This is a genomic window from Nonomuraea longispora (assembly GCF_004348345.1).
Taxonomy (GTDB): domain Bacteria; phylum Actinomycetota; class Actinomycetes; order Streptosporangiales; family Streptosporangiaceae; genus Nonomuraea; species Nonomuraea longispora.
Genome location: NZ_SMJZ01000101.1, coordinates 1 through 20,261 on the forward strand (window position 1 = coordinate 1; position 20,261 = coordinate 20,261).

20 protein-coding genes are annotated in these 20,261 nt (G+C 71.1%); 11 read left to right on the plus strand and 9 right to left on the minus strand.

Going from position 1 to position 20,261, the window contains the following annotated elements:
* Positions 1–156: 156 nt before the first annotated feature.
* Positions 157–1,581, minus strand: a complete 1,425-nt coding sequence (locus tag E1267_RS24635; protein WP_132335396.1) for an MFS transporter — start codon at positions 1,579–1,581, stop codon at positions 157–159.
* 164 nt (positions 1,582–1,745) lie between these two features.
* Here E1267_RS24635 and E1267_RS24640 point away from each other — a divergent pair, with 164 nt between their 5' ends.
* From E1267_RS24640 to E1267_RS24675, 8 genes are all read left to right on the plus strand, one after another.
* Positions 1,746–2,474, plus strand: a complete 729-nt coding sequence (locus E1267_RS24640) for an ArsR/SmtB family transcription factor (RefSeq protein WP_246064224.1) — start codon at positions 1,746–1,748, stop codon at positions 2,472–2,474.
* Positions 2,475–2,891: 417 nt separating this feature from the next.
* The gene (locus tag E1267_RS24645) at positions 2,892–4,046 is read left to right on the plus strand and encodes a sensor histidine kinase (protein WP_132335437.1); all 1,155 of its coding nucleotides are present in this window, start codon (positions 2,892–2,894) and stop codon (positions 4,044–4,046) included.
* Positions 4,010–4,663, plus strand: a complete 654-nt coding sequence (locus tag E1267_RS24650) for a response regulator (protein WP_132335400.1) — start codon at positions 4,010–4,012, stop codon at positions 4,661–4,663. Before E1267_RS24645 ends, E1267_RS24650 begins: the two co-directional genes overlap by 37 nt.
* A 231-nt stretch (positions 4,664–4,894) precedes the next feature.
* Positions 4,895–5,863, plus strand: coding sequence for a 30S ribosomal protein S2 (rpsB, locus tag E1267_RS24655; RefSeq protein WP_132335402.1), 969 nt, complete (start codon positions 4,895–4,897; stop codon positions 5,861–5,863).
* Positions 5,864–6,116: 253 nt separating this feature from the next.
* Entirely contained in the window at positions 6,117–6,950 is an 834-nt protein-coding gene (gene tsf / locus E1267_RS24660) for a translation elongation factor Ts (RefSeq protein WP_132335403.1), read from the plus strand.
* 145 nt (positions 6,951–7,095) lie between these two features.
* Positions 7,096–7,794 (plus strand): UMP kinase, encoded by a 699-nt coding sequence (gene pyrH, locus E1267_RS24665; protein WP_220449655.1) that lies wholly within the window; start codon positions 7,096–7,098, stop codon positions 7,792–7,794.
* A gap of 43 nt (positions 7,795–7,837) precedes the next feature.
* The gene (gene frr, locus E1267_RS24670) at positions 7,838–8,395 is read left to right on the plus strand and encodes a ribosome recycling factor (RefSeq protein WP_132335407.1); all 558 of its coding nucleotides are present in this window, start codon (positions 7,838–7,840) and stop codon (positions 8,393–8,395) included.
* A gap of 118 nt (positions 8,396–8,513) precedes the next feature.
* Entirely contained in the window at positions 8,514–9,353 is an 840-nt protein-coding gene (locus E1267_RS24675; protein ID WP_246064225.1) for a phosphatidate cytidylyltransferase, read from the plus strand.
* A 12-nt stretch (positions 9,354–9,365) separates the two neighbouring features.
* Here E1267_RS24675 and E1267_RS24680 read toward each other — a convergent pair whose 3' ends face one another.
* Positions 9,366–10,385 carry a suppressor of fused domain protein gene (locus E1267_RS24680; RefSeq protein WP_132335409.1) on the minus strand — a complete coding sequence of 340 codons (1,020 nt, stop codon included), beginning with the start codon at positions 10,383–10,385 and terminating at the stop codon, positions 9,366–9,368.
* 119 nt (positions 10,386–10,504) lie between these two features.
* Between E1267_RS24680 and rlmN the strand changes: the two genes are divergently transcribed.
* Positions 10,505–11,605: a dual-specificity RNA methyltransferase RlmN gene (gene rlmN, locus E1267_RS24685; RefSeq protein WP_132335411.1), complete on the plus strand. Its 1,101-nt coding sequence runs from the start codon at positions 10,505–10,507 to the stop codon at positions 11,603–11,605.
* A gap of 30 nt (positions 11,606–11,635) precedes the next feature.
* On the opposite strand, the gene E1267_RS24690 is transcribed toward rlmN, so the two are convergent.
* Positions 11,636–12,307 (minus strand): hypothetical protein, encoded by a 672-nt coding sequence (locus E1267_RS24690; RefSeq protein WP_132335413.1) that lies wholly within the window; start codon positions 12,305–12,307, stop codon positions 11,636–11,638.
* Positions 12,304–13,110: an ABC transporter ATP-binding protein gene (locus E1267_RS24695; protein WP_132335415.1), complete on the minus strand. Its 807-nt coding sequence runs from the start codon at positions 13,108–13,110 to the stop codon at positions 12,304–12,306. The genes E1267_RS24690 and E1267_RS24695 overlap by 4 nt, the downstream gene beginning before the upstream one ends.
* Positions 13,111–13,223: 113 nt before the next feature.
* Between E1267_RS24695 and E1267_RS24700 the strand changes: the two genes are divergently transcribed.
* Positions 13,224–13,772 carry a DivIVA domain-containing protein gene (locus tag E1267_RS24700; protein ID WP_132335417.1) on the plus strand — a complete coding sequence of 183 codons (549 nt, stop codon included), beginning with the start codon at positions 13,224–13,226 and terminating at the stop codon, positions 13,770–13,772.
* 31 nt (positions 13,773–13,803) lie between these two features.
* Entirely contained in the window at positions 13,804–14,286 is a 483-nt protein-coding gene (locus tag E1267_RS24705; RefSeq protein WP_132335419.1) for a GNAT family N-acetyltransferase, read from the plus strand.
* 18 nt (positions 14,287–14,304) lie between these two features.
* Here the strand turns inward: E1267_RS24705 and E1267_RS24710 are convergent, their stop codons facing one another.
* From E1267_RS24710 to iolC, 5 genes are all read right to left on the minus strand, one after another.
* On the minus strand, positions 14,305–15,351 hold the full coding sequence (locus tag E1267_RS24710; RefSeq protein ID WP_246064227.1) for an AI-2E family transporter: 1,047 nt from the start codon (positions 15,349–15,351) through the stop codon (positions 14,305–14,307).
* A 65-nt stretch (positions 15,352–15,416) separates the two neighbouring features.
* Entirely contained in the window at positions 15,417–17,264 is a 1,848-nt protein-coding gene (gene iolD / locus E1267_RS24715) for a 3D-(3,5/4)-trihydroxycyclohexane-1,2-dione acylhydrolase (decyclizing) (protein WP_132335421.1), read from the minus strand.
* 55 nt (positions 17,265–17,319) lie between these two features.
* A complete protein-coding gene (gene iolB / locus E1267_RS24720; RefSeq protein WP_132335423.1) occupies positions 17,320–18,198 on the minus strand; it encodes a 5-deoxy-glucuronate isomerase in 879 nt (292 codons plus the stop codon).
* The gene (locus tag E1267_RS24725) at positions 18,195–19,100 is read right to left on the minus strand and encodes a Cgl0159 family (beta/alpha)8-fold protein (protein ID WP_236667456.1); all 906 of its coding nucleotides are present in this window, start codon (positions 19,098–19,100) and stop codon (positions 18,195–18,197) included. The genes iolB and E1267_RS24725 overlap by 4 nt, the downstream gene beginning before the upstream one ends.
* Complete coding sequence (gene iolC, locus E1267_RS24730) at positions 19,097–20,092, minus strand: 5-dehydro-2-deoxygluconokinase (RefSeq protein ID WP_246064229.1); 996 nt, start codon at positions 20,090–20,092, stop codon at positions 19,097–19,099. The genes E1267_RS24725 and iolC overlap by 4 nt, the downstream gene beginning before the upstream one ends.
* Positions 20,093–20,261: the final 169 nt, after the last annotated feature.

Sequence of the window (20,261 nt, forward strand, 5' to 3'; positions counted from 1 at the left end):
GCGGGTGGGCGTTCATGGCGCGAGTTTTGGTGATGGCGCCTTGGCGGTGGGGTGGTGAACGTCGTTCTGTGGACGCCGTCGGCTTGTCCACAGGGACGCGGTCGGCCTCGAATGATGTCGCCGGGAAGTGGGAGTGTGGCCGCAGAGAGGACGGCGTCAGAACTGAGGCTTGGAGTCACGCAGGTCGTTCAGTGACGGGGTGAGGGTTGGGTCGGCTCCTGGCTCGCCTGCGGCCCTGAACTTGGTACGGCGGGGGCGCAGCGGAGACGTCCAGATCCAGAGGGTGCTCAGGGCGATCCCTGCGGCGCAGATGAGGATGACAGACCGCAACCCGATCACCTCCGCGAGGAGACCGCCGACGAGACCCCCGAGTGCGAGCACGCCCTGCACCGCGAACGTCATGGTGGCGTTGACCCGGCCGCGCAGCTCGGCGGTGGCGTCGCGCAGGGTGATCGCGCCCATGCAGGTGGCGAAGGCCACCACGATGGCCCCCGTGAGCGTGCCGGTCACGGCCAGGACCGACAGTTTCCACCACAGCGGGCCGGTCAGCAGGCCCACCGCGAGGATTTCCGAGGGGAAGAAGAGGGCGGCGGCGAACAGGATGCGGTTCTCGCCGTAACGCTTGGACAGGCGTGCCGTGAGCCAGGCGCCGAGCAGGCCGCCCGCGCCGCTCAACGCGATGAGGACACCGATCAGGCCTTTGGGGATGCCGAGGGTGTTCACCATGTACAACATGTAGACGGCCGTGAACGCCATGGCGAAGAAGTTGATCGTGACGCCCGCCCCGAGCAGCGCGCGCAGTACGGGATGGGTGATGCTGGCCTTCAGCCCTTCCATGACGTCGCGCCACATGCCCCGGGAGGCGGCCGGTTCGTTCCGCTCCGGGGTGCGGATCGAGCGCAGCAGCAGGGCCGAGGCCAGGAACGACAGCGCCTCAGCCAGTACGGCCAGCGGCGCCGTGAGCATCTGCACCAGGAGCCCGGCCAGACCCGGCCCGCTCACGGAGGCCACCGAGTACGACGCCTGCAGCCCGGCCATCGCCTCGGTGCGCTGCTCGGGCGGTACGACGGCCGCAAGGTGAGGGAAGTTCGCGGCTCTGAACAACACGCCGGCCGTGCCGATCACGAGCGCCACAAAGATCAACCAAGGGACGTTCAGCAGGCCGAGCAGCCAGGCCACGGGTACGGTGACCGCCGCCGCGCACGAGACCAGCTCGCAAACGATCATCAAAGGGCGGTGCCGCGTGAGCCGGTCGGCGATCGCCCCTGACTGCAGCCCGAAGAGCAGGGCGGGTACGAAAGCGGCCGAGGTCAGCAGTCCCATCTGTGCAGGCGATGCGGCCAGCAGGGTCACCGCGGTCAGGGGAATGGCCAGCTTGGACACCTCCGACCCGGTGATCGATATCGTTCGGGCCGTCCAGAGCAGCCGGTAGTCGCGTTGTCTGCGAAGAGGGGCGTCCTCACGACGGGGAGCGGGAGGGGGCGACTCGCCGGAAGGAGGCTCGGGCTCGGTGGCCGGGCCGCTCGTGGCGGGTGACTCGCCGGAGCCGCCCGTGGCAGGGGATCTGCCGGCTGCACTCATGGCGAGGGCGGTGTCATGCGTAGCGGGTGGTTCGGTGGCCGGTCGGCCGTCGGTGCGACGACTCCGCCAAGTCTGAAAGCTTCCCTTCATAGATGTGAAGGTAATCCTTCACAGTTATGAAGGCAAGCTTTCAGACATCGGCCAGGCAGGGGTATCGTGAACGCATGACGCGGGAAACGGGCTGGGTCAGTGATCCGAAGGCGATGCGGGCGCTGGCCCACTCGGCGCGGCTGACGATCCTCGCGCACCTGGGAGACCATGGCAGCGCCACCGCCACCGAGGTGGCCGAGAGCGCGGGCATCACGCCCAGCGCCGCCAGCTATCACCTGCGCATGCTCGCCAAGTACGGCTTCGTGGAGGACGCGCCTCCCCGGGGCGACGGCAGGGAGCGGTTGTGGAAGGTCGTGGACGCCCCGATCGGCGTGGGCATCAATCCCGGCGACCCGCCGGAGGTGCGTGAGGCGAAGAAGTCCCTGATCGCGGCGTTCAACAACAAAGCCCAGGAAGAGGCGGAGCGGGCTTGGGCCCACCTCGACGGAGACACGGACGAGTGGCGCTTCGCCAGCGGTTTCAGCCGCACCAGGATCAGGGTCGGCGCCGAGGAACTCGCCCAGCTCAACCGGGACATCATGAAGCTGATCGAGCCGTACGTCGCCCGCTTCCGCAGCCAGGGCGAAGCCCCGGACTGGGCCAGGATCGCCGAGGCGCAGATCAACCTGTTCCCGGTCGCGAAGCGCGTGGTCCCCGGCCTGCCGACCGAGGACCACGACGCTCGTCCGCCGTCCGGGGGCCACGACGCCGGCCCGCCGGCCAGGGACCAGGTCGGGGGCCAGGTCGGGGGCCAGGTCGGGGATCAGGTCGGGGGTCAGGCCGGGGACCACGACGCGTCCTGACCGCTCAGGCGACACCCGGCGAGGGCGCGACACCGGCGAAGGGCGACATCCGCATGCCTACGGCCGTTCAGGAGGCAAGCAGGTGGTGCCGGCAGGAGGCGGCGCAAGATACGTGAAGTACCGGTTGGCGTGGGCGATGGTGCACAGGTTGCCCGACATGTGGAGCGCGTGCCCGCCCCCTCGCACCGGACCCGTGACCGAGCAAGGCACCCGCCTGGCGACCGTTTCGACGTCCCTGTGGTCCGCCCAGGCGCCCGCGCCGAGGGCCGGCGGCAGCCGGTCGGCGGGCATCGGGGCCCGGACGTCGCCGGTCGGGGAAGTCGGGAGCCGCGGCGGAGATCCGCCGCCACCCGTGATGGTGGTGCCAGGTCTACCGCGCCGGCCGTGCGGAGCAGGCAGACTGCTCGGGTGAGCTTGATGCGCCGCATGGCCGCGCCCGTGGCAGGGCTGCTGCTGAACGCCGCCGCCGGCGTGGCGGCGTGGGTGCTGCTCGTGCTGCTGGCCGGGTGCGCGGCGCTGGTCCCGGTCCGCGGGCTCGGCGTGCGCCCGCTGGCCAGGGTGCGCTCCTGGACGCACGGGCTGGCGGCGTTCCAGCTGGCCAGGGCGGACCGCGCGCTCGGCCACGAGCCGGCGGCTCCTGAGAGCGCTCATGCCCAGGAGCCGCGGGAGAACGCTCACGCCCGCGAGACGGCCTGGCTCGCCCTGCAGGCCGTTACCGGCCCCGGCGGCGTGGTGCTCATCGTCGGGGTGCTGTCGGCCGAGGCCGTCATCTGGCACCTGCCGACGGCGCGGCCGAGCATCCAGCTCACGGTCGCCCTGTCGCTGGCGGTCGTCGCCATCGGCGCCGTCGCGGTGGCCGCCGTCCCGCTCCTGCACAGGACCCAGGCGCGGCTGGCGGAGCTGCTCCTGCGCCCCGGTGACACGGATCGGGTCAGGCAACTGACCGAGTCGAGGGCGGCGGCGGTGAGCGCGCAGGCGGCCGAGCTGCGCAGGATCGAACGCGACCTGCACGACGGTGCGCAGGCCAGGTTGGTCTCCGTGCGCATGACCCTCGGCCTGGCCAGGCGTGCGAGCGACCCCGCCCAGGTACGCGAGCTGGTGGGGGAGGCGTGGGAGTCGGCCGGGCAGGCCCTGATCGACCTGCGCGACCTGGTCAACGGCATCCACCCTCCCGTGCTGGCGGACCGAGGGCTGGCCGGCGCCGTCGAGGCCGCCGCGCTGCACGTCCCCCTTACGGTGGACGTCGACGTCGATCTGCCCGCCCGGCTGGAGGCGCCCGTCGAGTCCGCGGTCTACTTCGCCGCCGCCGAGGCCCTGACGAACGCGGCCAAGCACAGCCGCGCCCAGCGCGCCTGGGTGCGGCTGCGCCACTCGGAGGGCGTACTGCGGCTGGTGGTGGGCGACGACGGGCGGGGTGGCGCCGATCCCCGAGGCACCGGCATCGACGGCATCGGGCGCCGGTTGTCGGTGTTCGACGGGACGCTCGACGTCCGCAGCCCGGCCGGCGGGCCGACCGAATTCATCGTGGAGATACCGTGCGCGTTGTCATCGCAGAAGATCTCGCCCTCCTGAGGGACGGGCTCGTCCGCCTGCTGTCGGCCTCCGGGTTCGAGGTGGTCGAGGCGGTCGACAACGGGCCGATGCTGCTCGGCGCGCTGACCCGGCACCGGCCGGACGTCGCGGTGATCGACGTACGCCTGCCGCCGACCCTGACCGACGAGGGGCTGCGCGTCGCGCTGGAGGCCCGCAGGCAGCGGCCGGGGCTGCCGGTGCTGATCCTGTCGCAGTACGTCGAGCAGCTCTACGCCCGCGAACTGCTGTCCGACCAGGCGGGTGCGGTCGGCTACCTGCTGAAGGACCGGATCGGCGACGTCGACCAGTTCGTCGACGCGGTGCGCAGGGTGGCGGCCGGCGGCACCGCGATGGACTCCGAGGTGATCGGCCAGCTGCTCACCCGCAGGAGAAGCGACGAACCGCTGGGCCGCCTGACGCCCAGGGAGCGCGAAGTGCTCGCGCTCATGGCCGAGGGCCTGTCGAACGCCGCGATCGCCGCCCGCCTGCTCGTCACGGACAAGGCGATCGCCAAGCACATCAACAACATCTTGACCAAGCTCGGCCTGCCGCCGAGCGACGACCACAACCGCCGGGTCATGGCGGTGCTGGCCTATCTGGAGGCGGAACCGGGCTGACCCGTGCCGTTTGACCACATGCGGTCAGCCTGAGGCGGCGTGGGAGGTAGACTTTCCGGTGGCCTGTGACACAGGCCGACTTCGCATGCCCCATCGCGGACCGCGCCATCGGTCCGGGCCAGGCGCCCGGCTGGAGCGGTTTCGGGGCATCAGGGCGGCAGACACGCGCTGTCGCGGCACAACCGAGAACCGCGTCCATCCACTGGACGCCCAGACCTGGAGGACCAGCACATGGCCCCCGTCGTCACCATGCGACAGCTGCTCGAGAGCGGCGTTCACTTCGGTCACCAGACCCGGCGCTGGAACCCGAAGATGAAGCGCTTCATCTTCACCGAGCGCAACGGCATTTACATCATCGACCTGCAGAAGTCGCTGTCCTACATCGACCGCGCCTACGACTTCGTGAAGGAGACCGTCGCCCACGGCGGCACGATCCTGTTCATCGGCACGAAGAAGCAGGCTCAGGAGGCCATCTCCGAGCAGGCGGCCAGGGTCGGCATGCCTTACGTCAACCAGCGCTGGCTGGGCGGCATGCTCACCAACTTCTCGACCGTGCACAAGAGGCTGCAGCGCCTGAAGGAGCTCGAGGAGCTCGACTTCGACAACGTCGCCGCCTCGGGGCTCACCAAGAAGGAGCTCCTCATGCGCCGGCGCGAGAAGGACAAGCTGGAGCGCACGCTCGGCGGCATCCGTGACATGGGCCGCGTGCCCAGCGCGGTGTGGGTCGTCGACACCAAGAAGGAGCACATCGCGATCAGCGAGGCCAAGAAGCTCGGCATCCCTGTGGTCGCGATCCTCGACACCAACTGCGACCCCGACGAGGTCGACTACCCGATCCCGGGCAACGACGACGCCATCCGCGCCGTCGGCCTGCTGACCCGGGTCGTCGCCGACGGTGTCGCCGCCGGTCTCATGGCCCGCTCGGGCGCCGCCCGCGGTGACGAGAAGCCGGCCGCCGCCGAGCCGCTGGCCGAGTGGGAGCGCGAGCTCATCGAGCAGGGCACCGGCGAGCGTCCGGCCGGCGAGACCGACGCCGCCGCCGCTCCCGAGGCCGCCCCCGAGGCTGCTCCCGCCGAGTCGGCTCCGGCCGAGGCCGCCGTGGAGTCGGCTCCGGCCGAGGCTGCCGCCGAGTCCGCTCCGGCCGAGGCTGCTCCGGCGGCCGAGCCCACCGCTGAGGACAAGCCCGAGCAGCAGTCCTGACGGCTGGTCGAAGGACGCGTCCCCGCTACGGGGACGCGTCCAGGGCCCCCACAGGTGACCCGCACAGGTGATAGGCCGCGGCGAGGCTGGGCAGCATACCGGGCGAGGCAGCAGTAGGGCCGGGCCGGTGCGCGCCCACGAGCGAGGCAGAGCTCCTGTACGGCACGGGCCCGCCGTGCCGACCCCGGGGTGGGCCGCCGATCACGGCGCCCACCCGATCCACGACGACGAACTTTCACAAGGAATAAGAGCAATGGCTTCCGTGAACATGGCCGACGTCAAGCGGCTTCGCGAGATCACCGCTGCCGGCATGATGGACTGCAAGAAGGCGCTGGAGGAGTCCGACGGCGACTTCGACCGCGCCATCGAGCTGCTGCGCCTCAAGGGCGCCAAGGACGTGGGCAAGCGCGAGGCCCGCACCGCCTCCAACGGCCTCGTCGCGCTCAAGCAGGACGGCGACTCCTCCGCCGCGCTCCTCGAGCTCAACTGCGAGACCGACTTCGTGGCGAAGGGCGAGCGTTTCCAGGAGCTGGCCGGCCAGGTCGTGGAGCACATCCTCGCGACCAGGCCCGCCGACGTGCCGGCGCTGCTCGAGTCCTCCTTCGACGGCAAGACCGTCAAGGAGCACCTCGACACCGCCAACGCCGCGCTCGGCGAGAAGATCGAGATCCGCAGGTTCGCGGTGCTGGAGGGCGGCTACGTAGGCGCCTACATGCACCGCACCGACCCGGCGCTGCCGCCCGCGGTCGGCGTGCTGGTCCAGCTCGACAAGCCCAATGCCGAGGTCGCCCGGGACATCGCGCAGCACGCGGCGGCGATGGCCCCGCAATACCTCAAGGCGGCCTCCGTGCCCGCCGAGGTCGTCGAGAAGGAGCGCAAGCTCTTCGAGGAGATGACCCGCGAGGAAGGCAAGCCCGAGGCCGCGATCGGCAAGATCGTGGAGGGTCGCGTCAACGGCTGGTACAAAGACTTCACCCTTCTCCAGCAGACCTTCGTCAAGGACGGCAAGAAGAGCGTGGGCAAGTACGCCGAGGAGAATGGCGTCGAGGTCCTCGGCTTTGTCCGTTTCAAGGTGGGTCAGGCTTAGGCTTAGGCAAGCCGCCAGCTCAACGAACCGCCGAACGAAGGAGGCCGCCGCCGTGCAGGACCACCGGGAGCCAGCCCACGAATCCACACGGACGGCGGCTTCCTCGTCTCCACACCCGTCAAGCCCACTGCGGTGGAAACGGGTGATGCTGAAGCTGTCGGGCGAGGCGTTCGCCGGCAGCGAGCCGCTGGGCATCGACCCGGTCATCGTCGACCACTTGGCCGACTCGATCACCGAGGCGGTCCAGGAGGGCGTGCAGGTCGCGGTGGTGGTCGGCGGCGGCAACATGTTCCGCGGCGCCGCCCTCTCGCAAGGAGGCATCGACCGGGCCAGGGCCGACTACATGGGCATGCTCGGCACGGTCATCAACTGCCTGGCGCTGCAGGACTTCCTCGAACGGCGGGGCGTGGAGACGCGCGTGCAGACGGCCATCACCATGCAGCAGGTGGCCGAGCCGTTCCTGCCGCGCCGCGCCATCAGACACCTCGAGAAGGGGCGCGTGGTCATCTTCGGCGCCGGGCTCGGGTCGCCCTTCTTCTCCACCGACACCGCGGCGTCCCAGCGGGCCCTCGAGATCAGCGCCGAGGCGCTGCTCAAGGGCACACAAGTGGACGGGATCTACGATTCCGACCCCCGCAAGAATCCGGACGCGGTCAGGTTCGACCACCTTGACTACGGAGAGGTGCTGCTCCGCGACCTCGCGGTCATGGACGCCACCGCGATCAGCCTATGCAAGGACAACGATCTGCCCATCGTGGTGTTCGACCTCATGGGCGAGGGCAACATCCTGCGCGCCGTCCGCGGTGAGAAAATCGGCACGCTGGTCAGTCCCGCAGGCAAATGAGCGAGCGAGCCCGACACCGCCAGCTAGTAGACAGGGAGCCGCTGTGATCGACGAAACCCTCCTCGAAGCCGAGGACAAAATGGACAAGGCCGTGTCCGTCGCGAAGGAGGACTTCGCGAGCATCCGTACGGGCCGGGTCACCCCCTCGATGTTCAACAAGATCAACGCCGAATATTACGGCACGCCGACGCCCATCCAGCAGTTGGCTTCGTTCCACGTGCCCGAGGCTCGCATGGTGCTCATCCAGCCTTACGACAAGAGCTCCATGCCGGCGATCGAGCGGGCCATTCGCGACTCCGATCTCGGCGTCAACCCGACCGACGACGGCCAGGTGATCCGTGTGTCGTTCCCGGAGCTGTCCGAGGAGCGCCGCAAGGAGTACATCAAGGTCGCCAGGAACAAGGGCGAGCAGGCCAAGGTGTCGGTGCGCAACATCCGCCGGTCCGCCAAGGAGATCCTCGACAAGATGATGAAGGACGGCGACGCCGGCGAGGACGAGGTCAGGCGGGCCGAGAAGGAGCTCGACGACCTCACCCAGAAGCACGTCGCGAAGATCGACGAGCTGCTCAAGGTCAAGGAAGCCGAACTGCTCGAAGTGTGAGCGGCGCGCCCGGCGGTGGGCCGCCTCCGGCGGGCTCCTGCCACCCTGGGCGAAGGCAGCGGGCATGAACTCTGCGGCCCTCGCCCAGGCGGCGGGGGCCGCGGCTATGGAGAACTCTGTGGAAAGAAGTACGGCTGGCACCAGCTCGAGCGGCGGCAGCCGTACCGGCAGGAACCTGCCTGCCGCGATCGCGGTGGGCGTCGTGCTGGGCGCGCTGGTGCTCGGCACCCTCTACACGGTCAAGGAGCTGTTCCTGGTCGTGGTCGTCGGCGCCGTGGGCGTCGGCACGGTGGAGCTGACCAGGGCGTTCGCGACCCGTGACATCAGGGTGCCGGTGGCGCCCGTGCTCGCCGGGCTGGTGGCGATGCAGGTGGCCGCCTACTGGGGCGGTCCGGTCTGGTTACTGGCCGCGTTCGCCGGGTTCGCGCTCGTCCTGCTGATCTGGCGGATGTTCGGCGACGGAACCGACGGCTACGTACGCGACGCGTCCGCGTCGGTCCTCACGCTCTTCTACCCCTGCATGCTGGCCGCGTTCGTGCCGCTGCTGCTCAAGCCGGACGACGGCGACCACCGGGTGCTGATCTTCATCGCGGTGACCATCGCCAGCGACATCGGCGGCTACGTCGCCGGGGTGTTGTTCGGCCGCCACCAGATGACGGTGATCAGTCCGAAGAAGACCTGGGAGGGCTTCGCCGGGTCGATCGTGGCGTGCGTGGCGGTCGGCGGCTGGCTGGTGACGTGGCTGCTCGGCGGCGAGCTGTGGCAGGGCGCGCTGATCGGCGGGCTCGCGGCGGTGCTGGCGACCGCGGGCGACCTGATCGAGTCGATGATCAAGCGGGATCTCGGCATCAAGGACCTGGGCACGATCCTGCCCGGCCACGGCGGCCTGATGGACCGGCTCGACTCGCTGGTGACGGTGCTCGTTCCGGCCTGGCTGCTGATGACGGTGTTTTTCTAGCTCCAGGTTCTGCTAACGGTGCGCTTCCAGTGCCTCCGCTGTGACGGGGGTCAGCCAGAGCCACCGTACGGCCTCGCCCCCGAACGCGAACCCCGACATGTTCGGCATGTGAGGTGGGCTGTTCACCAGCAGCACCCCCGAATACTCCGACCCGAGCGGGAACGTCGCCGGCTCGTGATACCACTTCGCGGTGTGCCCGTGGCCGAGCCACGTGACCGAGTGCCACGGATACTGCGACAACCACACCAGCAGCAGCGCCGCGTCCTTCGGGTCCTCGCGGGTGGCCACGGCCAGCTCGATCCTGGCGTACGCGCCGGGCTTGTCGATCCACTGCTCCACCGTGGGCATGCGCTGGCAGCTCATCCCGACCGTCGACAACACGGTGAAGTCGCGATCCTGGTGCGGCGGGCGTTCGGTGATGCCGACGGTCGGCAGCCGCTCGCCGCCGGCGTCCCAGTAACGGCCCGCCGGGCCGAGCGCGCGGTCCAGATGGCCCATCACGAACTGCTGGAACGACGGCCAGGCGCCCTCGCCGTGCCGCCAGCGCCAGTAGGACTCGGCGTTGGAGATGCGCGGACGCAGCCCTTCGAGCGCCTCCGACAGCGCCCAGGCGAACGGCGACTCGCCCACCGCGTCGCGCGCGTAGCCGGGCATGCTCCTGTTCATGTCGGCCCAGCCGGGAATGACCGCCAGCAGGTCGTCGTCCTCGTAGAGCGCCACGCCGTCGCCCTCCTCGAACCACAGCGTGCCGAGCTGCCCGAGCGGCCGGCGGCCCTCGGGGTGCAGCGTGCCGGCCCTCGGCATCAGGGGCGGCAGGCCGGCGTTGACCCTGGCCAGGTCGACCACGGGTGGGGCGGGGCGGTGGTTGGCCAGCCACACGGCGCCGTGCACCGTGCCGTCGGGCGAGCACAGGTAAGCTACCGAGGAGTCCTCATCACGCTCGACCACGAGCGTCCGGCTGCCGTACGGGTTGCCCACGGCGAGGACGACCTCGGTGCCACCCTCGCCAGATGCCGACCGGAAAATCGCCATACGAGATGACTGTAGATCGGGCGGCAACCGCGACGCGAGCCCAACCAGCACCAGGAATGCCACCTCCGATCCCAACGTTCACTACCCAGGCCGACAACCCCTCAAGCAAAGGCGTCACCGTGTCCCAGCCTCCAGGCCAGCTCACCTTCGTCGCGCCCCGGCGGGCCAAGCCCGCACGGCACCTGGCCGACCTGTCGATGGCCGATCGGAGGGCCGCGGTCACCGAGCTGGGCGAGAAGGCGTTCCGTGCCGACCAGCTCTCGCGCCACTACTTCGAGCGCCTTGTCACCGACGTCGGCTCGATGACCGACCTGCCCGCCGCGTCCCGCGAGAGGTTGTCCGCGCTGCTGCCCGAGCTGCTCACGCCGGTCAGGGAGATGACCACCGACGGCGGCACGACCCGTAAGACGTTGTGGCGGCTGTTCGACGGCGCGCTCGTCGAGTCGGTGCTGATGCGCTATCCCGACCGGGTGACGATGTGTGTGTCGTCTCAGGCCGGTTGCGGGATGAACTGCCCCTTCTGCGCCACCGGCCAGGCGGGCCTGACCCGCAACATGTCCACCGCCGAGATCGTCGAGCAGGTGGTCTCAGGGGCTCGCGCGCTGGCCGCCGGCGAGGTGCCGGGCGGCCCCGGCCGGGTGAGCAACGTCGTGTTCATGGGCATGGGCGAGCCGCTGGCCAACTACAAGCAGGTGATCGGCGCGGTGCGGCGGCTGGTGGAGCCGGCGCCGCACGGGCTCGGCATCTCCGCTCGCGGCGTCACCGTCTCCACGGTGGGGCTGGTGCCCGCCATCGGCAAGCTCGCCGACGAGGGGCTGCCGGTCACGCTGGCGCTGTCGCTGCACGCGCCCGACGACGAGCTGCGCGACACGCTGGTGCCGGTCAACACGCGGTGGAAGGTGGCGGAGGTCCTCGACGCCGCGTGGGCGTTCGCGGCCAGGACCAAGCGGCGGGTCTCCATCGAATACGCCCTGATCAAGGACGTCAACGACCACGAGTGGCGGGCCGACCTGCTCGGCAAGCTGGTGAAGAACAAACTGGTGCACGTGAACCTCATCCCGCTCAACCCCACGCCGGGCTCCAAGTGGACGGCGTCACGGCCTGAGGACGAGCGGGCGTTCGTACGACGGCTGCAGTTCCACGGCGTGCCCGTGACGGTACGCGACACCCGCGGGCGCGAGATCGACGGCGCGTGCGGGCAACTGGCTGCCGCCGAGTGAGCGAAGCCGTCCGATGCCGCCGGGGCGGCGCTAGCTCGTCCTGAGGCGGCGCAGGACATAACCGGCCAGGCCGATCAGGCACCAGAGCAGGGAGAGGGCGGCCAGCCCGGGGAAACGGCCGAGCAGGTCGCCGGCGCTCGCGGCCCGCATCCAGGGGATCAGCGGCACGGTCAGCCAGTAGAGGGGTGAGGTGCTGACCAGCAGCGTCGCCAGGAAGCCGAGCAGCATGGCCATGATGGAGGCGGCGGGGGAGCGTACGATCGCGCGGCTGGTGAGGGCGCCCAGCACGGTTCCCGCCAGCGCGGTCAGGACATACAGGGCGATCACGGCGAGCAGCACACCGGGCGGCGGGGTGGCGCTCACGCCGAGCAGCAGGGCCCAGCCCAGGGCGATCGCGGCGAGCCCGGCACACGCCGTGAACGCCGCGACCAGTCCCGCGGCCACCTCCCTGCCCCGGCCGCCCGCCTGGATCGCCGACATCTCGCGCTGCCGGTCCGGCTCGGTGTCGAGCAGGCTTCGCGCGGCCCAGGCCAGCACCGGGACGATCAGCACGGCGCCGTCCGTGAGCACGGAGGCCTCCTCGCCCTTCGGGGCGCGGCTGCCGTAGAGGATCGCGAGCAGGGCCAGGGCGAGCAGGAGCGCCTGGTAGACGCGGTGGGATCGGACGTAGGCGGCCATACGGAAGCCGGCCAGGGGGATCAACTGGTCTCCTCGATCTCGCGGGCCCGGTAGCCTTCGCCGCGCATCCTGGTCAGGAACCGCTGGACGTCGACGGCGGGCAGCGTCACGGCCACGGTCGCGTGCCGGCACTCGGACGGCCCGCCCGCAACGTCCTCCAAGGAGCGCCGCACGGCCACGGCGGGAGGCCCGCCCGCGGTCGCGGCGTGATCGTGCGCGGCGTGAGTGTCCGGGGTGTGCTCCTTCAGGTGGCCGCTGATCAGCGTCCAGTGGCGGACGCCGGGAAGGGAGCGCAGGCCGCCCTGGTGGTCGCCGGCGATGACGATGCCGCCCCTGGCCGCCACCTCGGTCGCGATCGCGGGCAGCGCCTCGCGCGTGTCGGCGTCGAGCCCGGCGAACGGCTCGTCGAGGACCAGCAGCCCCGGCTCGGCCATCAGTGCCTGCACCAGCCCCACCTTGTGCGCGCTGCCCTTCGACAGCTCACCCAGCGGGAGGCCGAGCAGGTGGCCCATGTCGAGGCGCTCCGCCCACGGCTCCCAGCGGGTGCCGCCGCGCACGCGGGACATGTGCCGCAGATAGTGCGTCACCGTGAACGGCTGCGCGGTGGGAAACCGGTCGGGGGCGAAGCCGACGACCGAGGGGCGGCCGGTGATCGTGCCCGCGGTCGGCCGGGCGAGGCCCGCGAGGAGGCGGAGCAGGGTCGACTTGCCGGCTCCGTTGACCCCGGTGAGCTCGATCACGTCGCCGGGTGCGAGCTCGGCGTCGGCGTCTTCGATGACCAGAGGATCGCGCCGCCGGTAGCGGAAGGAGACATGGGAGAGACGCATGGTGCTGTAACGGTACAAGCGGCGCCGCATCGTCGTGATAAGGAACCGCATCAGCGAGCACGGTGGGAATGTCAAAATAGGGAGGTCGGCGTACATCTCAAGAGGAGTGAAGCTTGAACCGCTTTCCGCGGGTCATGGGCATGCGTTCAGGCTATGACCCCGCCGAGGTCGACGCGCTGATCGAGCGGATCGAGTCGACTCTCGGCAGGGGCTCGCACACCATGCAGCCCGTCACCGCCGACGAGGTGCGCGGCGCGACGTTCCGCGCCAGACGCGGCGGCTACCAGGAGACCGCCGTCGACTTCGCGCTCGAGGCGTTCGTGGTGGCGCTCGAGACACAGGCCAAGCGGCCCATACGTCTGGCCCTGGCCGAGCCCACCGGCGAGATGTTGCGGGAGGAGTGGTTCGAGACCCAGGCCGCCCGCGTCGAGCGGGTGGCCTTCCGCACCGGGCGCATGGGCACCGGCTACAACGAGGACGAGGTCGACGCCTTCCTCGACCGGATCGTGGCCACACTGCGGGGCACGACCGACTACCCGCTCACGGCGAAGGAGGTGCGGGAGGCCGCGTTCTCCACTGTGCTGTTGCGGTCCGGCTACCTGATCGCGGACGTCGACGCCTTCCTGGCCGACATCGCCGAGGTCCTCGACCAGCGTCATTAGGTGATCTCCAGCGGGCCCCATAATGAGGGTCATGTCGATATCGGTACGCCCCATCGGACCTGACGACACCCCGACGGTGACCCGCGTGCTCAGCGAGAGCTGGGGCGGCACCACCGTGATCGCGCTGCACCGCGGCGAGCTGGTGAACGCGGCCGAGCTGCCCGGCTTCGTCGCGGAGAGCGGCGGCGAGGTGGTCGGCGTGCTCACCTACCTCGACCAGGACGGGTCCGTCGAGATCGTCACGGTCGACGCGGTGCTGCCCGGACAGGGCGCCGGCCGTGCCCTGCTCGACGCCGTACGCGCCCTCGCGTCCGAACGCGGGATGACGCGGCTCACGCTCACCACCACGAACGACAACACCCATGCCCTGCGCTTCTACCAGCGGTACGGCTTCGACCTCGTCGCCCTGCACCGCGACGCGGCGGACGAGGCGCGCAAGCTCAAGCCCGCCATCCCGGCCGAGTCCGACGGCATTCCGATCAGGCACCACCTGGAGCTGGAGCTGGCTCTGTGAATCCTCGGTCGTGGCACGTCAGCCGGTGGCGGGCGCGGCCGGGGGCGGTGCGGGAGGCGGCGTCCCGGGAGCCGGCCGTTCGTCGCGCCTTCTCCCGTTCTGCAGCAACGCCACGATCACCGAGGTCACCGGAGCGGCCAGGAACGCGCCGGTGATGCCGGCGATCACGCTGCCCACCGTGATGGCGACCAGGATGACCGCGCCGGGCAGGTCGAGGGCCTTGCCGTAGATCTGCGGCGCGAGCACGTGGCCCTCCAACTGCTGCACGGCCACGGTCACCGCGACCACGATCAGCGCCACCAGCCAGCCCTTGGCCACGAGCGCCACCACCGCGGCCAGCAATCCCGCCGCGAACGCCCCCACCACCGGCAGGAACGCCCCCACGAACGTCAGCACGGCCAGCGGCAGGGCGAGCGGTACGCCGAGGATCCACAACGCGAGCCCGATGAAGAACCCGTCGACCGCGCCCACGATCGCCACCCCGCGGATGTAGCGGCCGACCACGGAGAAGATCAGCTCGCCGGTCCCGGTCAGGCGGGTCCTGGCCGGAGCCGGGGCGAGGTCCACGAGCCAGCGGAAGAGCCGGTCGCCGCCGTGCACGAAATAGACGGACAGGATGACGGCCAGCACGGCTCCGACAACGATCTCGCCGACCGTCCGCACCCCTGCCAGTGCCCCTGTGGTGATCTGCCTGCCCTGCCCCGACAGGTAGTCCCTGGCCTGGCCGAGGAGCTGCCGGTCGTCGAGCCCGACGGCGGCGACCAGGCGGTGCAGGTCACGCAGCACCTGGTCGACGCTGGAGCGCAGCTCCGTCACGCTGGCGACGGTGGGCGGCACCAGCAGCGCGATCAGCGCGCCCGCCAGCACCAGCCCGCCGACGAACGTGACGGCGGTGGCCCCCGCCCTGTTGAGCCCGCGTGACCTGAGCCAGCGGGCCGGGGGCAGCAGCAGCGCCGTCAGGAACACGCCGATGACGATCGAGATGGCCACCGTACGCACGTGGTGCAGGCAGAACAAGGCCACCGCGATGACCGCGAGCCATCCGAGCAACCGCCACGGCCCCATGCCCAACCCCCCGATCGCGCCTGGTCAGAGACGTTCCCTCAGAAGATCGCGGGCAACCGCCCAGGTCAGGCGGGCGGGGCGAGGTGGGGGCGCTGGGAGCGTTTGTTGGACTCGTACTCCTCCCGCGCGGCGTAGGTGGCGCTCGTCGTCCCGACCTGCGCGACGGGCACGTCCCACCAGGCCTCCGACGAGGGCGCGTCGTCGGCCAGCCGGTCGGTGCGTACGTGGATCACCGTGGTCTCCGTCGCCGACCGGGCCGCGTCGAGCGCCTTGCGCAGGTCGGCCACCGACTCGGGGCGCAGCACCGAGGCGCCGAGGCTGGCCGCGTTGGCGGCCAGGTCGACCGGGAGCGGGCTGCCGTCGCGGGCGGTGTAGGAGGTGCCGAGCCGTTCGGCGCCGACACTCTCCGACAGGCGGCCGATGGAGGCGAAACCGGAGTTGTCGACCAGGACGACGATCAGCTTGATGCCCTCTGAGACGGCGGTGACCAGCTCCTGCGCCATCATCAGGTAGGAGCCGTCGCCCACGAGCACGAACACCTCGCGCTCGGGCGCCGCCATCTTGACGCCGAGGCCGCCCGCGATCTCGTAGCCCATGCAGGAGTAGCCGTACTCGACGTGGTAGCTGCCGGGGCCGCTGGGCCGCCAGAGTTTGTGCAGGTCGCCGGGCATCGACCCGGCCGCGCACACCACCACGCCGTCGTCGCCGGCCGCCGCGTTGACCGCGCCGATCACCGCCGACTGCGGCAGCGGCGAGCCCTCCAGGCCGTACGCCGCGTCGACGGTCGCGTCCCACGCCCGGGTGAGCTCGGCGGCCTGAGCGCGATAGGCGGGCGGCGTGCTCCAGCCCGCGCACGCCTGGCCGAGCTCGGCCAGCGCCTCGCGGGCGTCGGCGACCAGTTGCAGGCCGGACAGCTTGGCGGCGTCGAAGCCGGTGATGTTGACGTTCACGAACCGCGCGCCGGGGGCGAAGATCGTGCGCGAGGCGGTGGTGAAGTCGCTGTAGCGGGTGCCCACGCCGATGATCACGTCGGCCTCGCGGGCCAGCGCGTTGGCGGCGGTGGTGCCCGTGGCGCCGATGGCGCCCATCGCGAGGGGATGGCCGTGGGGCAGCGCGCCCTTGCCCGCCTGGGTCTCGGCCACCGGGATGCCGTGCGCCTCGGCGAAGGCACGGATTTCGTCCGTGGCCTCGCTGTAGATCGCTCCTCCGCCCGCGACGATCAGCGGGCGCTCGGCCGAGGTGATCAGCTCGGCGGCCCGGTCCAGGGCGGCGCGCTCGGGGCGGGTTCTGGGGATGTGCCACACGCGGCGGGCGAACAGCTCGTCCGGCCAGTCGAACGCCTCCGCCTGCACGTCCTGCGGCAGCGCCAGCGTCACCGCGCCGGTCTCGGCGGGGTCGGTGAGCACCCGCATGGCGGCCAGCAGCGCGGACGGGAGCTGCTCGGGGCGGTTGATCCGGTCCCAGAAGCGGGAGACCGGCTTGAAGCAGTCGTTGACCGAGATGTCGTAGGAGCGGGTGTCCTCCAGCTCCTGCAACACCGGGCTGGCCACGCGGGTGGAGAAGATGTCGCCGGGCAGCAGCAGCACGGGCAGCCGGTTGATCGTCGCCCCTGCCGCGCCGGTGACCATGTTGGTCGCTCCGGGGCCGATCGAGGTGGTGCAGGCCAGGGTCGCCAGCCGGTTGGCGGCGCGGGCGTAGGCGGCGGCGGTGTGCACCATCGCCTGCTCGTTGCGGGTCAGGTGGTAGGGCAGGCCGGTGGAGGTGGCCAGCGCCTGGCCGAGGCCGGCGACGTTGCCGTGGCCGAAGATGCCGGCGCAGCCGCCGAAGAAGCGCCGCTCCACGCCGTCGCGCTCGCTGCGCTGCTGGGCCAGGAACCGCACCACGGCCTGCGCGACGGTCAGGCGGGTCGTCATGAGACCTCCTCCATCAGCCGGCGGGCAGGCCTCGGGGACATGTCGGCGAGCTCGCTCATGATCTCCTCCCGAACGGCAGTCTCGGGTCGATGGGCTGGGACTCCCACGACGAGCGGATCCAGGCGTGGCCGGGGTCGTCGCAGAACGCCATCGAACGCTGCTCCGCCGGGCCCGCCAGGACGTTCAGATAGTAGAGGTCGTAGCCGGGCGCGGCCATGGACGGCCCGTGGTAGCCGTACGGCACCAGGACGACGTCGCCGGAGGAGACCTCGGCCAGGGTGTCGATGCGGCCGCGTTCTGAGGAGTAGACGCGCTGGTAGCCGAGGCCCCGGCCGGCGACCTCGAAGTAGTAGATCTCCTCCAGCACGGCCTCGCCCGGGTTGGGGGTGTCGTGCTTGTGCGGCGGGTAGGACGACCAGTTGCCGCCGGGGGTGAGCACCTCGACCGCCATGAGCCTGTCGCAGTCGAAGGCGTCGGGGGAGCAGAAGTTGTTCACCTGGCGGCTGGCCTGGCCCGCGCCCCTGATCTCGACGGCGACGTCGGCGGCGGGCACGTGGCGGGGCTCCATCGCGCGGGTGGCGCGGGCCGAGGGCAGCGCGATGCGCCCGTCGCCCCTGAGCGTCACGTGGGTGCCGATCGGGAGGTAGACGAAGTCGGACGGGCCGTCGAACACCGAGGAGCGCCCGGCCAGCTCGTACGTCACCGCCTCCGGCCCGCGCGTGCCGGGAGGCGGGGAGGCGGATGGGGCGAGGGCGGCCGTGCACGAGCCGGACAGGGGGAGCACGAGCATCTCCTCCTCGCCGGTGTCGAAGGAGACCGTGGCGTCGGCCAGGTTCGCCACGCGCAGGCCCGAATAGGTCCATCCGGCCAGTGACGGGGTGATCTCCACGGCCCAGGGGCCGTTGGCGGACTTGCCGTACGGAAGGTATGTCATGCGCGAACCTCTCGAACCAGGGCGGCGGCGCCGTCCACGGCGGTTGCCACGTCGTCGTCCGGAGGGTAGAGCAGAGCGCGCCCGACGACGAGCCCCCGCACACCCGGGAGGCCGAGCGCGCGGTCCCAGTCGGCGTAGGCGGCGTCGATGTCCGGGGGGTCGCCGCCGAGCAGCAGGGCGGGCAGCGTGGTGGCGGCCATCACCCGCTCCATCTCCGCCACGGCGGGGATCTTGAGCCACGTGTAGGCCGAGGTCACGCCGAGCGCCTGGGCGACGCTGATCGCGCGGATCACCGCGTCGGGCGACAGGTCGTTGCGGACGGAGCCCGTCTCCGAGCGCAGCGACCAGAACGGCTCCACCATGGCGACCAGGCGCCTGCGGGCCAGGTCGGTGACGGCGCGGGCGCAGGACTCCAGCGTCGTCACGGTCGCGTGGTCACCGGGGTCGATGCGGCAGAGCATCTTGCCGCCGTCGAGGCGCATGGTGTCGATGGCCGCCGCGTCGAAGCCGGTGAAACGGTCGTCCAGCTCGAACACCGAGCCCTGCAGGCCGCCCCTGTTCATGGAGCCGAAGGCCAGCTTGCCCTCCAGTGCCCCCAGCAGGAGCAGGTCCTCCAGCACGTCGGGGGCGGCCAGGATGCCGTCCACTCCTGGCCTGGCGAGTGCCGTCTGGAGCCGGCCGAGCAGGTCCGCGCGGCTGGCCATGGCCAGCGGGCGGTCGCGTACGGCCAGCGATCCCCTGGCGGGGTGGTCGGCGGCGATGACGAGCAGCCGCTCCCCCTCGCCGGGCATGCCGCGTCGCTGCCGCCGGGCCGCCGCCTCGGCGATCTCCTCGGGCTTGGTGGCGCGGATGTGGGTGAGCCGCGCGTATCCGGCGGCCCTGGGCAGCGTGATGTCGCTCAAGAGCGATCCCCGTTCTCGGTGCCGTTCAGCAGGTCCTCCACGTCGGCCGTCGCCGGCATGGCGTCGGCGCAGGCCAGGCGGGCGGCGACGAAGGCGCCTGCGGCGTTGGCGAAGCGGATCGTGCGCTCCAGCGGCCAGCCGCGCAGCAGCCCCAGGCACACGCCGCCGCCGAACGCGTCGCCGGCTCCGATGCCGTTGACCACCTTGACCTCCACGGGCTCCACCAGGGCGCTCTCCTCGGCGGTGCGGGCGAAGACCCCTTCAGGGCCCATCTTCACGATGGCGACCTCCACTCCGGCGTCCAGAAGCGCCTGCGCCGCGGCCTCCGGATCGCGTACGCCGACCGCGGTCTCCACCTCGTCGAGGTTGCCGACCGCGACGTTGGCGTGCGGTAGCGCCCGGCTCGCCGCCTTGTGGGCGGCCTCCCGTGACTCCCACAGGCTGGGCCGGTAGTCGAGGTCGAACACCGTCCATCCCGCGGTGCGCGCCGACAGGGCGGCGGCGTGGGCGGCGGCGCTCGGCTCCTTGCTCAGGCCGGTCAGCGAGAACCAGAACAGGCTCGTGGCCGCGATGGCGTCGAGGTCGAGGAGGTCGGGGGTGATGCGCAGGTCGGGTGGATGCTCGCCGCGGTAGAAGTAGATGGGGAAGTGGTCGGGAGGGAAGATCTCGCAGAACGTGACGGGTGTGGGCGGGCCCTCGATGGTGCTCACGTAGGCGTCGTCGACGCCGAAGCCGCGGATCGCCCGCCGGACGAAGTCCCCGAAGGGGTCGGCTCCCACGGCGGTGATCACGGCGGGGCGCAGCCCGTGGCGCGCGGCGGCCACGGCGACGTTCGTGGGGCTGCCGCCGAGGAACTTGCCGAAGGTCTCGACGTCGGCCAGGCCGACGCCGGTCTGCAGCGGGTAGACGTCGACGCCGCATCGGCCGATCGTGATCAGGTCGTGCACGGCGGGCCCGGGCGGGCGGCCTGCCGCGGGGAGCGGGGTCTGCACCTGACGCACCTCCAGAGTTCAGCTTCTCGACACTATGGCATATTGTCATGACATTCGGATGTCCGCTATGTTGCCTTATGTGCCCACACAGAAACGTGCGCGCCACACCTCGCAGTGTCGGACGGCTGACCCCTCTTCACCGGGCAAAGACACAGCGTACGGGCGATTT

Bases quoted from the DNA above. Each gene is read 5' to 3' on its own strand.
- E1267_RS24635 (WP_132335396.1), bottom strand. From the start codon at position 1,581: ATGAGTGCAGCCGGCAGATCCCCTGCCACGGGCGGCTCCGGCGAGTCA.
- E1267_RS24640 (WP_246064224.1), top strand. From the start codon at position 1,746: ATGACGCGGGAAACGGGCTGGGTCAGTGATCCGAAGGCGATGCGGGCG.
- E1267_RS24645 (WP_132335437.1), top strand. From the start codon at position 2,892: ATGCGCCGCATGGCCGCGCCCGTGGCAGGGCTGCTGCTGAACGCCGCC.
- rpsB (WP_132335402.1), top strand. From the start codon at position 4,895: ATGGCCCCCGTCGTCACCATGCGACAGCTGCTCGAGAGCGGCGTTCAC.
- tsf (WP_132335403.1), top strand. From the start codon at position 6,117: ATGGCTTCCGTGAACATGGCCGACGTCAAGCGGCTTCGCGAGATCACC.
- pyrH (WP_220449655.1), top strand. From the start codon at position 7,096: ATGCTGAAGCTGTCGGGCGAGGCGTTCGCCGGCAGCGAGCCGCTGGGC.
- E1267_RS24680 (WP_132335409.1), bottom strand. From the start codon at position 10,385: ATGGCGATTTTCCGGTCGGCATCTGGCGAGGGTGGCACCGAGGTCGTC.
- E1267_RS24695 (WP_132335415.1), bottom strand. From the start codon at position 13,110: ATGCGTCTCTCCCATGTCTCCTTCCGCTACCGGCGGCGCGATCCTCTG.
- E1267_RS24705 (WP_132335419.1), top strand. From the start codon at position 13,804: ATGTCGATATCGGTACGCCCCATCGGACCTGACGACACCCCGACGGTG.
- E1267_RS24710 (WP_246064227.1), bottom strand. From the start codon at position 15,351: ATGGGGCCGTGGCGGTTGCTCGGATGGCTCGCGGTCATCGCGGTGGCC.
- iolD (WP_132335421.1), bottom strand. From the start codon at position 17,264: ATGACGACCCGCCTGACCGTCGCGCAGGCCGTGGTGCGGTTCCTGGCC.
- iolB (WP_132335423.1), bottom strand. From the start codon at position 18,198: ATGACATACCTTCCGTACGGCAAGTCCGCCAACGGCCCCTGGGCCGTG.